The following is a 15,715-nucleotide window of genomic DNA, read 5'->3' as shown; positions in this document are numbered from 1 at the left end:
ACAGGCGATCAGCGTTAGGCGCCTGGCGCTCTGTCTTATTGCGGGCCGAGCTTTTTGATCAGGGCGTCGAGCATTTCCATTTCTTCACCGTTCAGATCGGTCAAGGGCGCACGCACCGGACCTGCGTCATGGCCCGCCAGCTTCGCGCCGGCCTTGATGATGCTCACGCCGTAGCCCTCGCAACGATTGCGGATGTCCAGATAGGGTAGGAAGAACTCGTCGATCAGACGGTTGACCGTAGTGTGGTCGTCGCTGGCGACGGCGTTGTAGAACTCGATGGCGGTCTTGGGGATGAAATTGAAGACAGCGGAGGAATACACCGGCACACCCAGGGCCTTGTAGGCAGCGGCATAGACTTCGGCGGTCGGCAGGCCGCCGAGATAGGTAAGGCGCTCGCCGAGACGGCGGCGGATGGCGACCATCGGCTCGATTTCACCGATGCCGTCTTTGAAACCGATCAGGTTCGGACAGCGATCGGCGAGCTTTTCCAGGCTATCAGCGGTCAGCCGGCAAACGTTGCGGTTGTAGACCACCACGCCGAAGTCCACGGAGCGGCAGACCTGCTCGACGTGGGCTACCAGGCCTTGTTGGCTGGCTTCGGTCAAGTAATGCGGCAGCAACAGGATGCCAGCGGCACCTTGACGCTGTGCTTCCTGGGCGTATGCGATTGCCTGGCGAGTCGGGCCGCCAGCGCCGGCGAGGATCGGTACCTGGCCATGGCAGGTCTCTACCGCAGTCTTGATTATCGAGGAATATTCGTTGGGCTCGAGCGAGAAGAACTCGCCGGTGCCGCCAGCGGCGAAGAGCGCACTTGCGCCATAGGGGGCCAGCCACTCTAGCCGCTTTGCGTAGCTTGCAGCGTTGAAATCGCCGCTGGCGGTAAAGTCAGTGACGGGGAAGGACAAAAGCCCGGAAGACAGGATCGATTTCAGCTCTTGAGGATTCATGGCGGGTCACAGCCTGGTTAGCGTTGTTGTGGTGAGTTCGGTCTGGCTTGTCTGACATGTCGGAGTCGATCATAGGAGCGAAAAAGTTGTCCTACAAGCGATTTTTTGTATGGGAAAATCAGCATACAACCGATTTTATGCGTAAATTAATCGCAATTTAGGCCTATATTTCAGGTTTTTTTGTTGAGGATGGTGGGTGATCGAGCAGATAAATTTTATCGAAAATACTATGTTGTCATACAAGTTGACGATGTTAGACTCGCCTAAAACCGCTTCGGTTGTCATACATCCATAAAGAGGAATGCATGGAGCTCCACGATTCCCCGGCCCCCGCTACCCGGAAGAAGGGCCATACGCGCGCTCATGACCTCGTATCGGACCTGACGCGTCGCATTTTGATGGGAGCCTTCAAACCAGGGGACAAGCTACCTTCGGAAGCGGCTATCGTGCGTGAGCATGGCGTGAGCCGAACGGTGGTGCGCGAAGCGCTTTCGAAGCTGCAGGCTTCGGGTTTGGTCGAGACCCGGCATGGGATTGGCACGTTTGTCATCATGCGTCAGCCCCAAACCGGCTTTCACCTCGGTATGGAAACCGCCGCGAGCGTTCGTCAGGTCCTGGAGGTGCGCATTGGCCTGGAAGGGCAGGCTGCCGCCCTGGCTGCGCTCAGGCGCACTGATGAGCACCTGCGCAGAATGCGTGAAGCGTTGGATGACTATCAGGACTTGGCTGCAATAGGGGACAGTTGCGTCGAACCTGATCGCCGGTTCCATCTGCTGATCGCCGAAGCGACCGGCAACGTCTATTTCACCGAACTGCTGGTCCATCTGGGGAGCGCCCTGATTCCTCGAAACCGGATCGAATCGAACGAGCGCCCCGAGGCCAATCTGGCGCGCCAGGCCTACCTCGCCAATCTTGAACACGAGGCCATCTTCAACGCGATACGCACCCAGGACCCGGATGCAGCCAGAGCGGCAATTCGTCTGCATTTGACCAACAGCCAGAATCGCCTGATCAACGATTCGCGGCCAAGGGGGTAGGGGATGAGCGAAAGAGGGCCTTCTGCTGGTGCAGAAGACCCTTGTCAAAACACGCGATTTTTTATTTCTGCTCGAGTGCAGTCATCGATGTGCCGGCAATGAAAATCGAAGCGGCGAGCAAACCCAAGTCCTTGAGCAAGAACTGGCCTGGCACCACGGAAATCGCAGGGAAACCGAGGCTCGGTTCGAACACGCCTGGGGTGGTCAGCATGAATGAAAGCGTCGTGATGAACAGGCCTGCGGAGAGCAATCCGCCCAACGCCGAGAACTTGGCAGAAAACACCCGGCCGGCAATGAGTAGGCCAATGGATACCTCCAGAACCCCCAGAAAGTTGGAGAAACCTTGGACGCTCATGAGGTTGTATACCCAGTAAAGCAACGGGCTGTTGCTGACGAAGCCATGAATGCCGTTTGCTTCGTAGCCTGTGAACTTCATGCCTCCAAACCAGAAGTAGATGATGGCCATGGCCACGTAGATGCCTGCAACGCCGGTGCGGGTGACGTGCTGGCCCAGCCCTCTGTTCAGAAGGCGGGTGGCGATGGAACGGTCAGCGAGAGAGGTGTTCATGAGCGATCTCCAAGAAAGTGTGTTGCACGGGCCTGCTTATCAGGGGGGGGCGTACGGCGCACTTCCTTTCGAAGCAAGCAACGCCGTTTGAGTACGGGGTCATGATGCAACGGAGCGTCGTTCTTTTGGGCTTAAATAGTCTAGAATTTGCTGCAGATCGTCCAGGCTAGAGGTGCGCAAATCCATGGATCGTTTATCCAAGCTACTGGCGCTATACGGTGTGCGTGCCGAGCTGTACTACAGCGGTGGGTTTTGTGGCGCCAGGCAATACACCGGCGCAGATCGCAAGGGGCATATGCATCTACTGCAGGGCGGGGTATTGGAATTGTCGGTCGCGGGGCGCTCGAATGTACGGCTGACCGAGCCGAGCCTGATTTTCATTCCTCGTCCCAACTGGCACCAGTTATCCAGCACGCCGGCGGGTGAAGCCCGTTTGCAATGCGCATCCCTGGAGTTTGCAGGCGGTGTGGACAACCCGCTGGCGGCAGCATTGCCTGACGTGATGGTGTTGCCGCTGGCCGAGCTTCCAATGCTCTCGGACACGGTCAAATGGTTGTTCGCCGAGGCCGACGGCGACCATTGCGGTCGTCGCGCTACGCTGGATCGGCTCTTCGAGCTGACCGTCATCCAGCTGTTGCGGCATCTGCTCGACCATCATCAACTCGAGTCCGGAATGATGGCCGGCCTTGCCGATGCTCGCCTGTCTCGCTCATTGGTCAAGATGCACGAGACGCCTCAACATCCCTGGTCGATATCGGAATTGGCCAGCGAATCGAACATGTCGCGCGCGAGCTATGCGGCGCGCTTCAAGGCTGTAATCGGGCAGACGCCTGCCGATTATCTGCTGAGCTGGCGAATCAGTTTGGCCCAGAAACTGTTGCGGGAAGGAACCGCCATGGCGCTGGTCTCCGACCAGGTGGGGTATGAAAGCCCCTCTGCGCTGGCTCGGGCCTTCCGGCGCAAGACGGGGCTCAACCCTCGTGATTGGGTGAAATCGATCGATGCAGTTGATGCGCATCCTGTTCGATCGTCGGCAACGCGTATCAAAAGAATGGACGACAAAAAAGCTCAACCCCCAGCACGATCAGGAACAGCATGAAGCACTGCCGAAAGCGCTTGGGGCTGATCCGCCTGCGTACAACCTGACCGGCCCACATCCCGACCAAGGCCGGAACGATGGCCAGCGTGGACGTGCCCAATTGCGCCACCTGGAACGCGTCGTGGGCGAGCAGCCCTGTCGCGAGCGCGAGGGTGGAAACGGTGAACGACAAGCCAAGTGCCTGCACCAACTCCTCGCGGCTCATGTGCAACGACCCAAGATAGGGAACCGCCGGCATCACGAACACGCCCGTAGCGCCGGTGACCATACCCGTGGCCAAACCGATCATCGGCGACAGCCATCGCTCGAGCCGCTCGGGAACGGAAAAGGCAGGCGCGATGAGCGCATACATGGCGTACACGATGAGCGCTACGCCAAGGGAGAACCCAGACCAGGCAGGATTCACCTTGACCAGCCATGCTGAACCGGCAACCGTTGCGAGCGTGATGCACAGCATCATGGGCCATAGGCGGCGTATCAGCCGCGCCACTGATGGGCCGCAAAACAGCTGCCACACATTGGTCACCAAGGACGGAATGACCAGGATCGCGGCGGCACTGGCTGGGGGCATCATCATTCCCAGCAGCCCCATGGCTACGGTAGGAAGCCCCATGCCTGTCACGCCTTTCACCATCCCTGCGACCAGGAAGGTGCCGATCAGCAGCAGGATGTTCAAAGCAGCGTCGTGCATCGCAGGCCTCTATAGCAATGTGTTTGAGCCAATTGAAGCCACGTGCGAGGCTGGGCACAATGCGGAAACATCAGTTGATGCTTCGGACATTCCGAAGGCAGGAGTAGGGTTCACATGCGCCTCGACTTGGCAGATCTGCAGCTGTTCCTGTGCATCGTGGATGCCGGCAGCATCACCGCCGGGGCCGCGAGCGCGAATCTCGCCCTGGCCTCGGCAAGCGAGCGCCTGCGCAACATCGAAAGCGCAGCCGGGGTGGCGTTGCTCGAGCGACGCCCCAGAGGCGTCGTCACCACGGAAGCCGGCGAGGCGCTGGCCCATCACGCCCGCTTGATACTCAGGCAGCAAGAGATGCTCAAGGGCGAGCTCCAAGACTTCGCCGCAGGCGCCCGGGGAACGCTGCACCTCTATGCCAATACCGCCGCGCTCATCGAGTTCCTGCCCAGCCGTCTTGCGCCATGGCTGGCCGCCCGGCCTCGTTTGCGTATCGAACTCAAGGAGCGCACCAGCACCGAGATCGTTCGCGCCGTTGCCGCGGGGTTGATCGAGGCGGGTGTGATTTCGGATGCCATTGCGGCGGATGGGCTTCAAGTGCAGGCCGTGGCACGGGACCACTTGGTCGTGATCACGGCTGCGCAGAATACCTTCGCCCTCGGCAAGCGGGTGACGTTCGCGGACATGCTGGGGCTGCCCTTCGTGGGCCTGTCCCAAGGAAGTGCATTGCAAGACCACATTGACGAACATGCCCGTGCAGCGGGTAGGCCGCTCGACCTTCGAATCCGCATGAAGACATTCGAAGGGTTATGCGAAATGGTCGCGCATGGCGTTGGCATCGGGATCGTGCCGCAGAGCATTGCCAAGCGCTATCGGCGGCGCTATTCCCTTCACGTGGTTGCATTGCAAGACAGTTGGGCGCAGCGTCAGCTGTGCTTGTGCTTCAAGGCGTGGGGCGAACTGAGTGGGCCCATGCAAAGCTTGCTTGCCCACTTGGGCGGGAGCCCTGGGACGGTATGATAGAAAAGCGGATCCCCGGTTTCAAAACCCGGCCGTCAGGGTGAACGTGCGACAGGAATGACGAAGCCTAGGGCGGCGAAGCATGCCCAGGGACAGAAGGCTAGGGAATCGTCTGCCCATTGGCAATGGCACTGGCCTCGAGCTTCGCGCGCTCCGCTTCCAGAAAAACATACGTGGCCTGCAGGGTGGCTATCTTCGTTTGAATGTCAGCCATCTTGCTGGCGACCAGGGCCGCGCCTTGCGCGCAATTGATCGTGTTGCCCCGCTTGGCGGTGAGGATCTCGCCAATTTCGGCGAGTGAAAACCCCGCGGCCTGGGCACGCTGGATGAACACCAGGTCGACAACGGTCTGCTCGCTGTAGCTGCGGTAGTTGTTGGCCTGCCGATGGGCCACGATCAGCCCGAGCTGCTCGTAGTAGCGCAATGCGTGGCGGCCGAGACCACTGCGGCGCTCCAGCTCTCCTATGTTCACGGAAAAAACGCCTTGACTGTAGAGTAGGCTCTATACCTTAGCCTGCGCCCATCATCCAAACAAGGAACCGAGCATGAGCGTGGAACGCTTCGTCACAGGCGGCAGTGGGTTCGTGGGGCAACATCTGCTGGCCCGTCTTACTGCGACAGGGCACAAGGCCTGGGTGCTGATGCGCAACCCTGGGAACATCGAGCGCCTCAGGGAGCAGGTAGGCCGATTGGGCGGCAACCCTGCGCATCTCCAGGCCGTTGAGGGCGATATCGGCAGGGAAGGGTTGGGGCTCAGCGAGGCGGACAAGCAGCGCGTGTCTTCAGCCTCTGTGGCCTTCCATCTCGCGGCGGAGTTCTCCTGGGGCCTGACCCTGGAGCGCGCCCGCGCAATCAATGTGCAAGGGGCGTTGAGGGTCGCCAGGCTTGCGGCGAGCCAGCGCATGCGGTTGCTGATGGTCGGCGGCTTCATGCTGCAGAACCTGCCTTACCTTGCCCGTATCGGAATTGATAGCGAGCACCCTGAAAACACCGATTGGCCTGTAGTCTACGGCCGTGTGGGTGGCTACGAAGGCAGCAAGTTCGAGTCCCATTTCGAGGTCATCCGTTATATGCAGGCCGAGGGTGCGGATTACACGATCGTGCATCCCGCCACGGTATGCGGCCACAGCGAGAGTGGGCACATCGTGGAAGGGCAACCACTGGCCGAACTCATCCGGAACCTGGCACAAGGCCGGTTCAAGGCGGTTCCCGGTTCCGCCAGGCACTGGTTGCCATTGGTCAGCGTCGATTACCTGGTGGCGATGATCACCTGCGTGGCGTTCGACCCTTCGATGGCCAACCGGCAGGTCCTGGCGCTCCATGAGCACACGCCGAACCTGAAGGAGATGCTCGAGCAGATGGCAGGCACGCTGGGGGTCAAGGCGCCTCGGCGCCATGTGCCGATGGGGCTGCTCAAGTGGCTGTTGGCGATTCCCGGGCTGGCGGCGCGACTGGCAGTCAATGCCGAGTCGTTGAACTTCATCCAGACGCAGCGCTTCGACATGCGTCATAGCGAGCAACTGGAACGACAATATCGGTTGGCACACCCCGATATGGCCCGAGCGTTGGAAAAGACGGTGCGCTACGTCATGGGCACTTGATCCATCGAGGCAACCCAGGCGATCTTCGATGATTCCCTGAAAGGGGGCAGATTGGCCCCCAACGCCGAAAGAGACTTGTATGGAGCTACGTCAACTTCGCTATTTCCTGAGTGTATTGGAGCATGGCAGCCTTGGCAGGGCTGCGCTTGAGCTTGGGGTCGGCGCCTCCGCATTGAGCCAGCAACTGTCGAAGCTGGAGAGCGAAGTGAGCACTCGGCTGCTGACCCGTTCCAGTACCGGCGTATCGCCGACGGCGGCGGGCCTGGCTTTCGAGTACCACGCGCGCCTGGCTCTTCGCCAGGCGGAGCATGCGGTCCTGGCGGCGCAAAGCGGTCGCATGAGCGGGTATGCCAGCGTTGGGCTGGCGCCTACCACCGCATCGATCCTTGGCCTGGCGTTGATCGACAGGATGCGTGAACGCTACCCCGACATCCGTCTGCACCTGGTGGAAATGCTGTCGGGTTACCTGATGAACCAACTCAATGCCAGGCACCTTGACCTGGCGGTGCTGTTCCAGGTGGAGACGGGGCCTCGGCTGGATGTTCGTCCGCTTCTGAACGAGCGGCTGTTCGTGCTGGTTCCGGCCCCGCTGGTCCAGGACGATTGGGGCGAGGCCCTTACCCTGAGGCAGATCGCGACGCTGCCGCTGGTGATGCCCAGCACACAGCATGGCTTGCGCTCGACATTGCGCTCGATCTTCGAGCGGGCGGGGCTGGAGGCCCGCATCGTGATGGAGGTCGATGGCTTGTCGCTGTTGATGGATTGCGTCTGTGCAGGCCATGCCGCCACCATCCAGCCCGGTGCGACGGTGGCCAGGGCGCACCAGGCGGGCTTGCGCGTGTTTGCCATCGAGCAGGCCCAGGCGCAACGCCGCAATGTGATCGTCAGCCTGACCGAGGACGAACTTTCGCCGGCGGCGTTGGCGACCCGGATTGTGCTGCAGGATGTCGCTCGCGACCTGGTGGAGCAAGGCCGATGGCCGGGAGCCCGGTTGCTTTGAAGCTGGCCTGTGGTAGCTCCGGGGTCGCGCTTTAGAAAAACTGAATGCCTCCCCCCGGCAATCGCGTTTCGCCCCCTTTGCCCGCTCATTAGAGTCCGTGGTCACGAGGAGCACCCGAACATTCGACTCCTCATGACCTGGAGGCGAAATGATCGACGTGCTAGTCATCGGAGGAGGCAATGCCGCTCTCTGTGCCGCGCTGATGGCGCGGGAGGCTGGAGCCAGCGTGATGCTGCTCGAAGCGGCCCCTCGCGCTTGGCGAGGCGGAAACTCCCAACACACCCGCAACCTGCGCTGCATGCATGACGCGCCGCAGGACGTGCTGGTCGGGTCCTACCCGGAAGAAGAGTTCTGGCAGGACCTGCTCAAGGTCACCGGTGGCCAGACCGACGAAACGCTCGCACGCCTGGTGATACGCGCGTCTTCGTCCTGTCGCGGGTGGATGCGCCGCCATGGCGTGCACTTCCAGCCATCGTTGTCCGGTGCGCTGCACACTGCACGGACCAATGCATTCTTCATGGGCGGTGGCAAGGCGCTGGTCAATGCCTACTTTCGCAGCGCCGAGAGCCTGGGTGTACAGATACGCTACGACACGCCGGTTGCCGATATCGAGCTGCAGGGCGGGCGCTTCGTTGCCGCACATGTGCCGGCGCGGGAGGTTCGTGGGCAGCCATTGCCCGCCGAACGCATCGAGGCGCGCAGCTGCGTGCTCGCCGCCGGTGGTTTCGAGTCCAACCGCCAGTGGCTGCGCGAGGCCTGGGGGCAGAACGCGCGAGGGGAGTGGCCTTCGGACAATTTCCTGATCCGCGGTACGCGGTTCAACGACGGAGTCCTGTTGCGCCGCATGATCGAACAGGGCGCCGACACGATCGGCGACCCGACCCAGGCGCACATGGTGGCGATCGACGCCCGTGCGCCCTTGTACGACGGCGGTATCTGCACGCGCATCGATTGTGTGTCGCTGGGCGTGGTGGTCAACCGCGAAGGGCAGCGCTTCTACGACGAAGGCGAGGATTTCTGGCCCAAGCGCTATGCCATCTGGGGGCGTCTTGTGGCCCATCAGCCCGGGCAGGTGGGGTTCTCGATCATCGACCAGAAAGCTCTCGGGCGCTTCATGCCCCCGGTCTTCCCTGGCGCCACCGCCGACTCCCTGGACGCGCTGGCGGGCCTGCTCGGCCTGCCCGTGCAGGCCTTCGTCGAGACCGTGCATGCCTACAACCGGGCCTGCCAGGTCGGCACTTTCGACCACACCCGCCTGGACGACTGCCATACCGTGGGCCTGGAGCCTGTGAAAAGCCATTGGGCGCAGCCGATCGATACGCCGCCTTACTACGGCTACCCACTGCGCCCTGGCGTGACCTTCACCTACCTGGGGCTGCGTACCGATGAAACCGCCGCTGTGCATTTCGGTGGCCAGCCCAGCCCGAACCTGTTCGTCGCCGGCGAGATGATGGCGGGCAATGTACTGGGCAAGGGCTACACCGCAGGTGTCGGCATGTCCATCGGCACCGCCTTCGGCCGCATCGCCGGCACCCGCGCCGCAGCGGCTGCAGGGCACCAATATCCAAAAGAAGAGAATCGCCATGACCGCGCAACTGCCTGATCCTCGCCAGCCTGATCCCGCCCAGCCGGCCCTCGACCTGATTCCGGTGCTGAACCTGGAGGAACAGGAAGTGGACCGGCAAATGCGCATCTGCAATGCCTGCCGTTATTGCGAGGGCTTCTGCGCCGTGTTCCCGGCGATGACCCGCAGGCTGGCGTTCGGCAAGGCCGACATCCATTACCTGGCCAACCTGTGCCACAACTGCGGCGCCTGCCTGCATGCCTGCCAGTATGCCCAACCTCACGCGTTCGCCGTCAACGTGCCCCAGGCGATGGCCAAGGTGCGCGGGCAGACCTATGCCGAGTATGCCTGGCCGAGCCCGTTCGGGCGCTTGTATCGGCGCAACGGCATCTATGTCGCCAGTGCACTGACAGTGGCCTTGTCGCTGTTCCTGCTGCTGGCCTTGTTCGTCAACGGCACGCTGCTGCCTGGGCGGTTGGCGGGGAATTTCTATGCGGTCTTCCCGCACAACACCCTGGCGCTGATGTTCGGCAGCGTCTTCGCCGCAGCAGCGCTGGCGTTGAGCGTGGCGGTGCGTCGCTTCTGGCGCTCGGTGTCGCCCGCCACCCTGCAGGCGCAACTGGCCAAGGGGGCAGTGTTCGAGGCGTCACATGCCGCTCTGACGCTCAAGTACCTGGACGGCGGGCATGGCCAGGGCTGCAACAACGCAGACGATCGCTACACCCTCTGGCGTCGACGCTTCCATCACTTCACCTTCTATGGCTTTCTGTTGTGCTTCGCCGCTACGGTGGTCGCTACCGGGTATCACTACTTGCTGGGCTACCCGGCACCGTACCCGCTGCTGAGCGCACCGGTGCTGCTCGGAACCTTGGGCGGTGTTGGCCTGATCGTCGGGCCGGCCGGGCTGTTGCTGCTGAACCTGCGTAGGGCGCCGGAGCAGGGCGATATTGCCCAGCGGCCCATGGACCGCGCGTTCATCCTGCTTCTGCTGTTGGTCAGTGCCACGGGCCTTGCGCTGCTGGGCCTGCGCGATACCGCCGCGATGGCGATCCTGCTGGCGATACACCTGGGCACGGTCATGGCGCTGTTCATCACGCTGCCCTACGGCAAGTTCGCCCATGGCCTGTTCCGCAGCGCGGCACTGCTCAAGTTCGCGATCGAGAAGCGCCGGCCCAACGACCTGGGTCTGGGAGGGGAGTGAGCTATGAATGCAGCTGGTTTCTCCCCTGTACCGTCCTGCGCGTTTTGTTCACCGGTTGGGCCATTTGTCCAACAGGATCGACACGAACTTCTCCGCCGCCGGCGACAGCGATGCCCCCCGTCGATAGACCAAGCCCAGGGTGCGGGTGACCTGGGGTTCGATCAACGGCACGCTGACCAGCGTCGGGTGGTCGGCGCTGGGCATGGCCAGGCTGGGCATGGCCGATACGCCCAGCCCAGCCTCGACCATGCCCAGCGAGGTGGACAGATGCTGGACCTCATAGAACCACTTGGGCCGCAGGTTGAGCCCGGCCAGGGCATGGTCCAGCAGCATCCGGTTACCGCTCAGGCGACCTACGCCGATCAGGCGGTAGTCGGCCAGCTCGGTCCAAGTGACGGCCTCGCGGTTCGCCAGCTTGTGGTCACGGCGGCAGGCCAGGACAAAATGCTCCTGCACCAGCGAGACGAACTCGATGTCCGGGTGCTGGCCGCTCATCATGTTGATGCCGAAATCGGCCTCGCCCCGCAGCACGGCCTCGAGCCCGTCGTTGGCACTGAGATCCAGGAGGCGGATGCGGATCTTGGGGTATTGCTCGTTGTAGTCGCGGATCACCGACGGCAGGAAATAGAACGCTGCAGTCGGGATGCAGGCCAGGGTGACCTGGCCGGTCTGCCGTTCGGCGAGCTCGCGAATGCTCAGGATCGAGTCTTCGAAGTCATCCAGCAGGCGCCTGGCCTTGGGCAAGAAGTCACGACCGACGCTGGTCAGGCTGACGCGACGGGTCGTGCGCTCCAGCAGCGACGTACCCAACCCCTCCTCGAGCTTCTTGATCCGCCGACTCAAGGCCGGCTGGGACAGGTGCAGCGCTTCGGCAGCCTCATGAAAGCTGCCGAGTTCGGCGATTTTCACGAAAGATCGTATGTCTTGCAGCTCATATTCCATCTCGAATCACTCTTTGACTCTGTTCGTCGATTGATTAACCAATCGCAATAATGCCTACGATATTTGCATTGGATTGATTTATCCATCCCTGTCAGTCTTGTGTCTACAACATCAATGATCGTTATTGATCAACAAGAGTGCGAAATCATGCAACGAATTCCTTGCGTACTCATGCGCGGTGGCACCTCAAAAGGGCCTTTTTTCCACGCCTGGGATCTGCCTTCCAATGTGGTCGAACGCGACGAATTGCTGATCAACCTGATGGGGTCCGGGCATGAACTGGAAATCGACGGCATCGGCGGCGGTAGCCCGCAGACCAGCAAGGTGGCGATCATCAGCCCCTCGCTGCATGCCGATGCCGACGTCGACTACCTGTTCGTGCAGGTCATGGTCGCCCAACGCCGTGTCGATACCGCGCCCAACTGCGGCAACATGCTGTGCGCCGTCGGCCCCTTCGCTATCGAGCAAGGGTTGGTCAAGGCCCAGGATGGCAAGACCTTGGTACGCATCCGCAACCTCAACACCAACACCTTCGTCAACTCGCTGGTGGAAACACCCGGCGGCATCGTGCGCTACGAAGGCCGTACTGCAATCGACGGTGTTCCAGGCACCGCCGCCCCGGTGCACCTGACCTTCCTCGACGCGGTGGGCAGCAAGACCGGCAAGCTGTTCCCCACGGGCCGGGCCCAGGATGTCATCGACGGTGTGCCGGTGACCTGCATCGACATGGCCATGCCGATGATGATCGTCGAGGCCAGCCAGCTGGGCGTGACCGGTTCCGAGACCCCGGCACAGCTGGATGCCGACACGCGCTTGCTGAAGCGCCTGGAGGCCTTGCGCCTGAAGGCCGGCAAAGCCATGGGGCTGGGTGATGTCAGCGGCATGGTGATCCCCAAGCCCGTACTGGTTTCTCCAGCTCGTCATGACGGCACGCTGCAGGTGCGCTACTTCATGCCGCACAATTGCCACCGCGCCTTGGCCATCACCGGTGCGATCGGCCTGGCAACGGCCTGCGTCAGCCCAGGCACGGTGATCATGGACATGCTGGGAGAACAAGCGCAGCACCTGGAGGAAGTCCGCCTGGAGCACCCGAGCGGTGGCATCGACGTGGCGCTTTCGCGCAGTGGTGCCGATGGCAAGACGCTCCAGGCCTCTGTGGTACGAACCGCCCGCCGGCTGTTTTCAGGCTTCGTCTACGCCCCGACCATGCGCAGGCGGGCGGGGTAGGCAGGGCCTGCAGCACACCGGCAACTCGCACATCCGCACAATTTCAACAATGGGTGATGCCTCATGAAACTCGCGAAGTCACTGTATTTCCAGATCCTCTGCGCCGTCCTGCTGGGCGTGGTGGTCGGTCACTTCTGGGCGCAACAGGCCGTTGCGCTCAAGCCGCTGGGTGACGCGTTCATCAAGCTGATCAAGATGATGATCGCCCCGGTCGTCTTCTGCACCATCGTGACCGGCATCGCCGGCATGACCGACAAGCGCACGCTGGGTCGGTTGATGAGCAAGACCTTGCTGTTGTTCCTGGGGTTGACGATCGTCAGCCTGGTCATCGGCCTGGCAGCGGTGTACCTGTTCCGTCCGGGCGTTGGCATGAACATCGATCCGGCCACCCTCAGCACCGAGGGGCTCGGCCAGTACGCTGCCTCCGCGGCCAAGCTCAGCGTGGTCGACTTCTTCATGCACATCATCCCCGACACGTTCATCGGTGCGTTCAACAAGGGTGAAGTGTTGCCGGTGCTGTTCATTGCGGTGCTCAGCGGTTTTGCCCTGTCGTCGATGGGCGAGAAAGGCAAGCCGGTACTCGACGTACTCGAGTCGGCCTCGACCATGGTGTTCCGCATCTTCGGCTACCTGATGCGCTTCGCCCCGGTCGGTGCCTTCGGTGCGCTGGCCTTTACCGTCGGGCAGTACGGCGTGACCTCCCTCGGGGCATTGGCCAAGCTGGTGGGGACGCTGTACATCGCCTGCGCGTTCTTCGTGCTGGTGGTGCTCGGCGGCATCTGCCGTGCCCATGGCTTCAGCCTGTGGAAGCTGCTGCGCTATTTCCGCGAGGAGTTTCTGGTGGTGCTCGGCACCTCGTCCACCGAGCCCGTGCTGCCGCGCATGCTGGAAAAACTGGAAAAGCTTGGCTGCAGGAAAGGTGTGGTCGGGCTGGTGCTGCCAACCGGCTATTCGTTCAACCTCGACGGTACCGCCATCTACCTGTCGTTGGCGGCGGTGTTCATCGCCCAGGCCTGCAACATCGACCTGAGCCTCGGCCAGACGGTGACGATGCTGGCGATCATGCTGCTGTCGTCCAAAGGCGCCGCGGGCGTGACCGGCAGCGGTTTCGTGGCATTGGCCTCGACCTTGACGGTCATCCACGACATCCCGTTGGCGGGGCTTGCCTTGTTGATCGGCATCGATCGCTTCATGTCCGAAGCACGTGCCCTGACCAGCCTGGCCAGCAACGCCGTGGCCACCGTGGTCATTTCACTGTCGGAGAACGCCTGTGAGCGGGAAACCTTGCTGCGCCGCCTGAACCGCACCCCGGCTGCACCGGCCGAGGTGGGCACTGTGCAGGCCGATTGGTCTGCCGAGCCTCGGCATCACAGCTGAGAACCTCTTCCACTTCCCATCGTTGACTTAGAATCCCACTCGACATCCCGGCGATGTCGAGTGGGGTAGGGGGCCGTCTGCCTTGCCGATGGCCGCAAAGCATAAAAACAAGAGAGAAGACCATGCTTGCACTCCTGGGCCTGATCATGGTGGTGACCTTCACCTACCTGATCATGAGTAAACGCCTGTCGCCGATCGTTGCGCTCACCGTGGTACCCATCGTCTTCGCGGTGATCGGTGGTTTTGCCCCCGAGTTGGGCAAGATGATGCTCGATGGCTTGAAGATGGTGGCGCCTTCGGCGGCCCTGTTGCTGTTCGCCATCCTGTTCTTCGGCCTGATGATCGATGCCGGGCTGTTCGACCCGCTGATCCGCAAGATCCTCAAGCGCGTCAATGGCGACCCGATCAAGATCGCCATCGGCACAGCGCTGCTGTCGCTGCTGGTGGCGCTCGACGGTGACGGTACCACCACCTACATGATCACCTGCGCGGCGATGCTGCCGCTGTACAAGCGCATTGGCATGAACCCGATGATCCTGGCCACGGTGTCGATGCTGTCGCTGAGCATCATGAGCGGCATGAGCCCCTGGGGCGGGCCGGCTACCCGGGCCATTGCCGCGCTCGGGCTGGACGCGACCGAGTACTTCATCCCGATGCTGCCTACGGTGATCGGCGGTGCGGCGTGGGTGGTGTTCACCGCCTACCTGCTGGGCCGCGCCGAGCGTCGGCGCATCGGCAACATCGCCCTGGAGTCCGGTGGTGGCAATTGCTACATCAAGGAAATCCTCGGCGACAACCCGAACAAGCGCCCACGGCTGGCGTACGTGAACCTGGTGCTGGTGATCGCTGTCATGACGGCCTTGGTGATGGGCGTGATGCATTCCGCGCTGCTGTTCATGATCGGTTTCGTCGCGGCACTGATGATCAACTACCCGCAGCTGGACCTGCAGAAGGAGCGCATCCTCGCCCATTCGGGCAACGCCATGACCGTGGTGCTGCTGGTGTTCGCCGCAGGCATCTTCGCCGGGATCTTCTCCGGCACCAAGATGGTCGATGCCCTGGCGCAGACCCTGGTCGACTGGATCCCCGAGGCCTGGAGCCACTGGTTCCCGCTGGTGGTGGCGCTGACCAGCATGCCGCTGACCTTCGTGCTGTCCAACGATGCCTACTACTTCGGCGTGGTGCCGATCCTTGCCAATGCCGCCGCGGCCTATGGCATCGACCCGGTGGAAATCGCCCGCGCGTCGGTGCTGGGGCAGCCGGTGCACCTGATGAGCCCGTTGGTGGCCTCGACCTTGTTGCTGGTCGGCATGGTCGATCGCGATATCGGCGACTTCCAGAAGGCCACCGTCAAATGGGCGGTACTCACCTCGCTGGTGATCACGGCGCTGGCGTTGCTCACGGGGGCGCTGTCCTTCTTCGTCTGAGCTGCATGGGGTGCTCCTGGCGC

General features: G+C 62.1%; 15 protein-coding genes. 10 read left to right on the top strand and 5 right to left on the bottom strand.

The genetic code is table 11. From position 1 onward, the window contains the following. Positions 1 to 35 precede the first annotated feature (35 nt). Positions 36 to 947, bottom strand: coding sequence for a 5-dehydro-4-deoxyglucarate dehydratase (gene kdgD, locus K8374_RS14845; protein WP_224456199.1), 912 nt, complete (start codon positions 945 to 947; stop codon positions 36 to 38). Positions 948 to 1,252: 305 nt separating this feature from the next. On the opposite strand from kdgD, the gene K8374_RS14840 reads away from it, so the two are divergent. After that, positions 1,253 to 1,984 (top strand): FadR/GntR family transcriptional regulator, encoded by a 732-nt coding sequence (locus tag K8374_RS14840; protein WP_224456198.1) that lies wholly within the window; start codon positions 1,253 to 1,255, stop codon positions 1,982 to 1,984. Between the two features lie 61 nt (positions 1,985 to 2,045). On the opposite strand, the gene K8374_RS14835 is transcribed toward K8374_RS14840, so the two are convergent. Continuing rightward, entirely contained in the window at positions 2,046 to 2,552 is a 507-nt protein-coding gene (locus K8374_RS14835) for a YkgB family protein (RefSeq protein WP_224456197.1), read from the bottom strand. Positions 2,553 to 2,736: 184 nt separating this feature from the next. Here K8374_RS14835 and K8374_RS14830 point away from each other — a divergent pair, with 184 nt between their 5' ends. Continuing rightward, positions 2,737 to 3,651 carry an AraC family transcriptional regulator gene (locus K8374_RS14830; protein ID WP_224456196.1) on the top strand — a complete coding sequence of 305 codons (915 nt, stop codon included), beginning with the start codon at positions 2,737 to 2,739 and terminating at the stop codon, positions 3,649 to 3,651. Here the strand turns inward: K8374_RS14830 and K8374_RS14825 are convergent. Continuing rightward, complete coding sequence (locus K8374_RS14825) at positions 3,596 to 4,342, bottom strand: sulfite exporter TauE/SafE family protein (protein WP_224456195.1); 747 nt, start codon at positions 4,340 to 4,342, stop codon at positions 3,596 to 3,598. The two genes, K8374_RS14830 and K8374_RS14825, sit on opposite strands and share 56 nt — an antisense overlap. Before the next feature lie 114 nt (positions 4,343 to 4,456). Between K8374_RS14825 and K8374_RS14820 the strand changes: the two genes are divergently transcribed. Beyond that, on the top strand, positions 4,457 to 5,353 hold the full coding sequence (locus K8374_RS14820) for a LysR family transcriptional regulator (RefSeq protein WP_224456194.1): 897 nt from the start codon (positions 4,457 to 4,459) through the stop codon (positions 5,351 to 5,353). A 100-nt stretch (positions 5,354 to 5,453) separates the two neighbouring features. On the opposite strand, the gene K8374_RS14815 is transcribed toward K8374_RS14820, so the two are convergent. Beyond that, positions 5,454 to 5,825 carry a MerR family transcriptional regulator gene (locus tag K8374_RS14815; protein WP_224456193.1) on the bottom strand — a complete coding sequence of 124 codons (372 nt, stop codon included), beginning with the start codon at positions 5,823 to 5,825 and terminating at the stop codon, positions 5,454 to 5,456. 73 nt (positions 5,826 to 5,898) lie between these two features. On the opposite strand from K8374_RS14815, the gene K8374_RS14810 reads away from it, so the two are divergent. The 4 genes from K8374_RS14810 (at position 5,899) to tcuB (ending at position 10,719) form a co-directional block, all read left to right on the top strand. Next, positions 5,899 to 6,954, top strand: coding sequence for an SDR family oxidoreductase (locus K8374_RS14810; RefSeq protein ID WP_224456192.1), 1,056 nt, complete (start codon positions 5,899 to 5,901; stop codon positions 6,952 to 6,954). A 79-nt stretch (positions 6,955 to 7,033) separates the two neighbouring features. Next, positions 7,034 to 7,954: a LysR substrate-binding domain-containing protein gene (locus tag K8374_RS14805; RefSeq protein ID WP_224456191.1), complete on the top strand. Its 921-nt coding sequence runs from the start codon at positions 7,034 to 7,036 to the stop codon at positions 7,952 to 7,954. Between the two features lie 148 nt (positions 7,955 to 8,102). After that, positions 8,103 to 9,557 (top strand): FAD-dependent tricarballylate dehydrogenase TcuA, encoded by a 1,455-nt coding sequence (gene tcuA / locus K8374_RS14800; RefSeq protein ID WP_224456190.1) that lies wholly within the window; start codon positions 8,103 to 8,105, stop codon positions 9,555 to 9,557. Beyond that, on the top strand, positions 9,538 to 10,719 hold the full coding sequence (tcuB, locus tag K8374_RS14795) for a tricarballylate utilization 4Fe-4S protein TcuB (RefSeq protein WP_224456189.1): 1,182 nt from the start codon (positions 9,538 to 9,540) through the stop codon (positions 10,717 to 10,719). Before tcuA ends, tcuB begins: the two co-directional genes overlap by 20 nt. Before the next feature lie 48 nt (positions 10,720 to 10,767). Here tcuB and K8374_RS14790 read toward each other — a convergent pair whose 3' ends face one another. Continuing rightward, entirely contained in the window at positions 10,768 to 11,661 is an 894-nt protein-coding gene (locus K8374_RS14790) for a LysR family transcriptional regulator (RefSeq protein ID WP_084858877.1), read from the bottom strand. A 147-nt stretch (positions 11,662 to 11,808) separates the two neighbouring features. Between K8374_RS14790 and K8374_RS14785 the strand changes: the two genes are divergently transcribed. The 3 genes from K8374_RS14785 (at position 11,809) to K8374_RS14775 (ending at position 15,692) form a co-directional block, all read left to right on the top strand. Then, complete coding sequence (locus tag K8374_RS14785) at positions 11,809 to 12,888, top strand: 4-oxalomesaconate tautomerase (protein WP_084858876.1); 1,080 nt, start codon at positions 11,809 to 11,811, stop codon at positions 12,886 to 12,888. A 63-nt stretch (positions 12,889 to 12,951) separates the two neighbouring features. After that, positions 12,952 to 14,265, top strand: a complete 1,314-nt coding sequence (locus tag K8374_RS14780; RefSeq protein ID WP_224456188.1) for a dicarboxylate/amino acid:cation symporter — start codon at positions 12,952 to 12,954, stop codon at positions 14,263 to 14,265. Between the two features lie 122 nt (positions 14,266 to 14,387). After that, on the top strand, positions 14,388 to 15,692 hold the full coding sequence (locus K8374_RS14775) for a CitMHS family transporter (RefSeq protein WP_224456187.1): 1,305 nt from the start codon (positions 14,388 to 14,390) through the stop codon (positions 15,690 to 15,692). The last annotated feature ends 23 nt before the right edge of the window (positions 15,693 to 15,715 follow it).

It is taken from the genome of Pseudomonas sp. p1(2021b) (assembly GCF_020151015.1).
GTDB lineage: Bacteria > Pseudomonadota > Gammaproteobacteria > Pseudomonadales > Pseudomonadaceae > Aquipseudomonas > Aquipseudomonas putida_K.
Note: the sequence above shows the minus strand (reverse complement) of the source record. Positions and strands in the feature narration are given on the sequence as shown.

Coding starts and splice junctions, on each gene's coding strand:
- kdgD (WP_224456199.1), bottom strand. CDS start 947: ATGAATCCTCAAGAGCTGAAATCGATCCTGTCTTCCGGGCTTTTGTCC.
- K8374_RS14840 (WP_224456198.1), top strand. CDS start 1,253: ATGGAGCTCCACGATTCCCCGGCCCCCGCTACCCGGAAGAAGGGCCAT.
- K8374_RS14835 (WP_224456197.1), bottom strand. CDS start 2,552: ATGAACACCTCTCTCGCTGACCGTTCCATCGCCACCCGCCTTCTGAAC.
- K8374_RS14830 (WP_224456196.1), top strand. CDS start 2,737: ATGGATCGTTTATCCAAGCTACTGGCGCTATACGGTGTGCGTGCCGAG.
- K8374_RS14825 (WP_224456195.1), bottom strand. CDS start 4,342: ATGCACGACGCTGCTTTGAACATCCTGCTGCTGATCGGCACCTTCCTG.
- K8374_RS14820 (WP_224456194.1), top strand. CDS start 4,457: ATGCGCCTCGACTTGGCAGATCTGCAGCTGTTCCTGTGCATCGTGGAT.
- K8374_RS14810 (WP_224456192.1), top strand. CDS start 5,899: ATGAGCGTGGAACGCTTCGTCACAGGCGGCAGTGGGTTCGTGGGGCAA.
- K8374_RS14805 (WP_224456191.1), top strand. CDS start 7,034: ATGGAGCTACGTCAACTTCGCTATTTCCTGAGTGTATTGGAGCATGGC.
- tcuA (WP_224456190.1), top strand. CDS start 8,103: ATGATCGACGTGCTAGTCATCGGAGGAGGCAATGCCGCTCTCTGTGCC.
- tcuB (WP_224456189.1), top strand. CDS start 9,538: ATGACCGCGCAACTGCCTGATCCTCGCCAGCCTGATCCCGCCCAGCCG.
- K8374_RS14790 (WP_084858877.1), bottom strand. CDS start 11,661: ATGGAATATGAGCTGCAAGACATACGATCTTTCGTGAAAATCGCCGAA.
- K8374_RS14785 (WP_084858876.1), top strand. CDS start 11,809: ATGCAACGAATTCCTTGCGTACTCATGCGCGGTGGCACCTCAAAAGGG.
- K8374_RS14780 (WP_224456188.1), top strand. CDS start 12,952: ATGAAACTCGCGAAGTCACTGTATTTCCAGATCCTCTGCGCCGTCCTG.
- K8374_RS14775 (WP_224456187.1), top strand. CDS start 14,388: ATGCTTGCACTCCTGGGCCTGATCATGGTGGTGACCTTCACCTACCTG.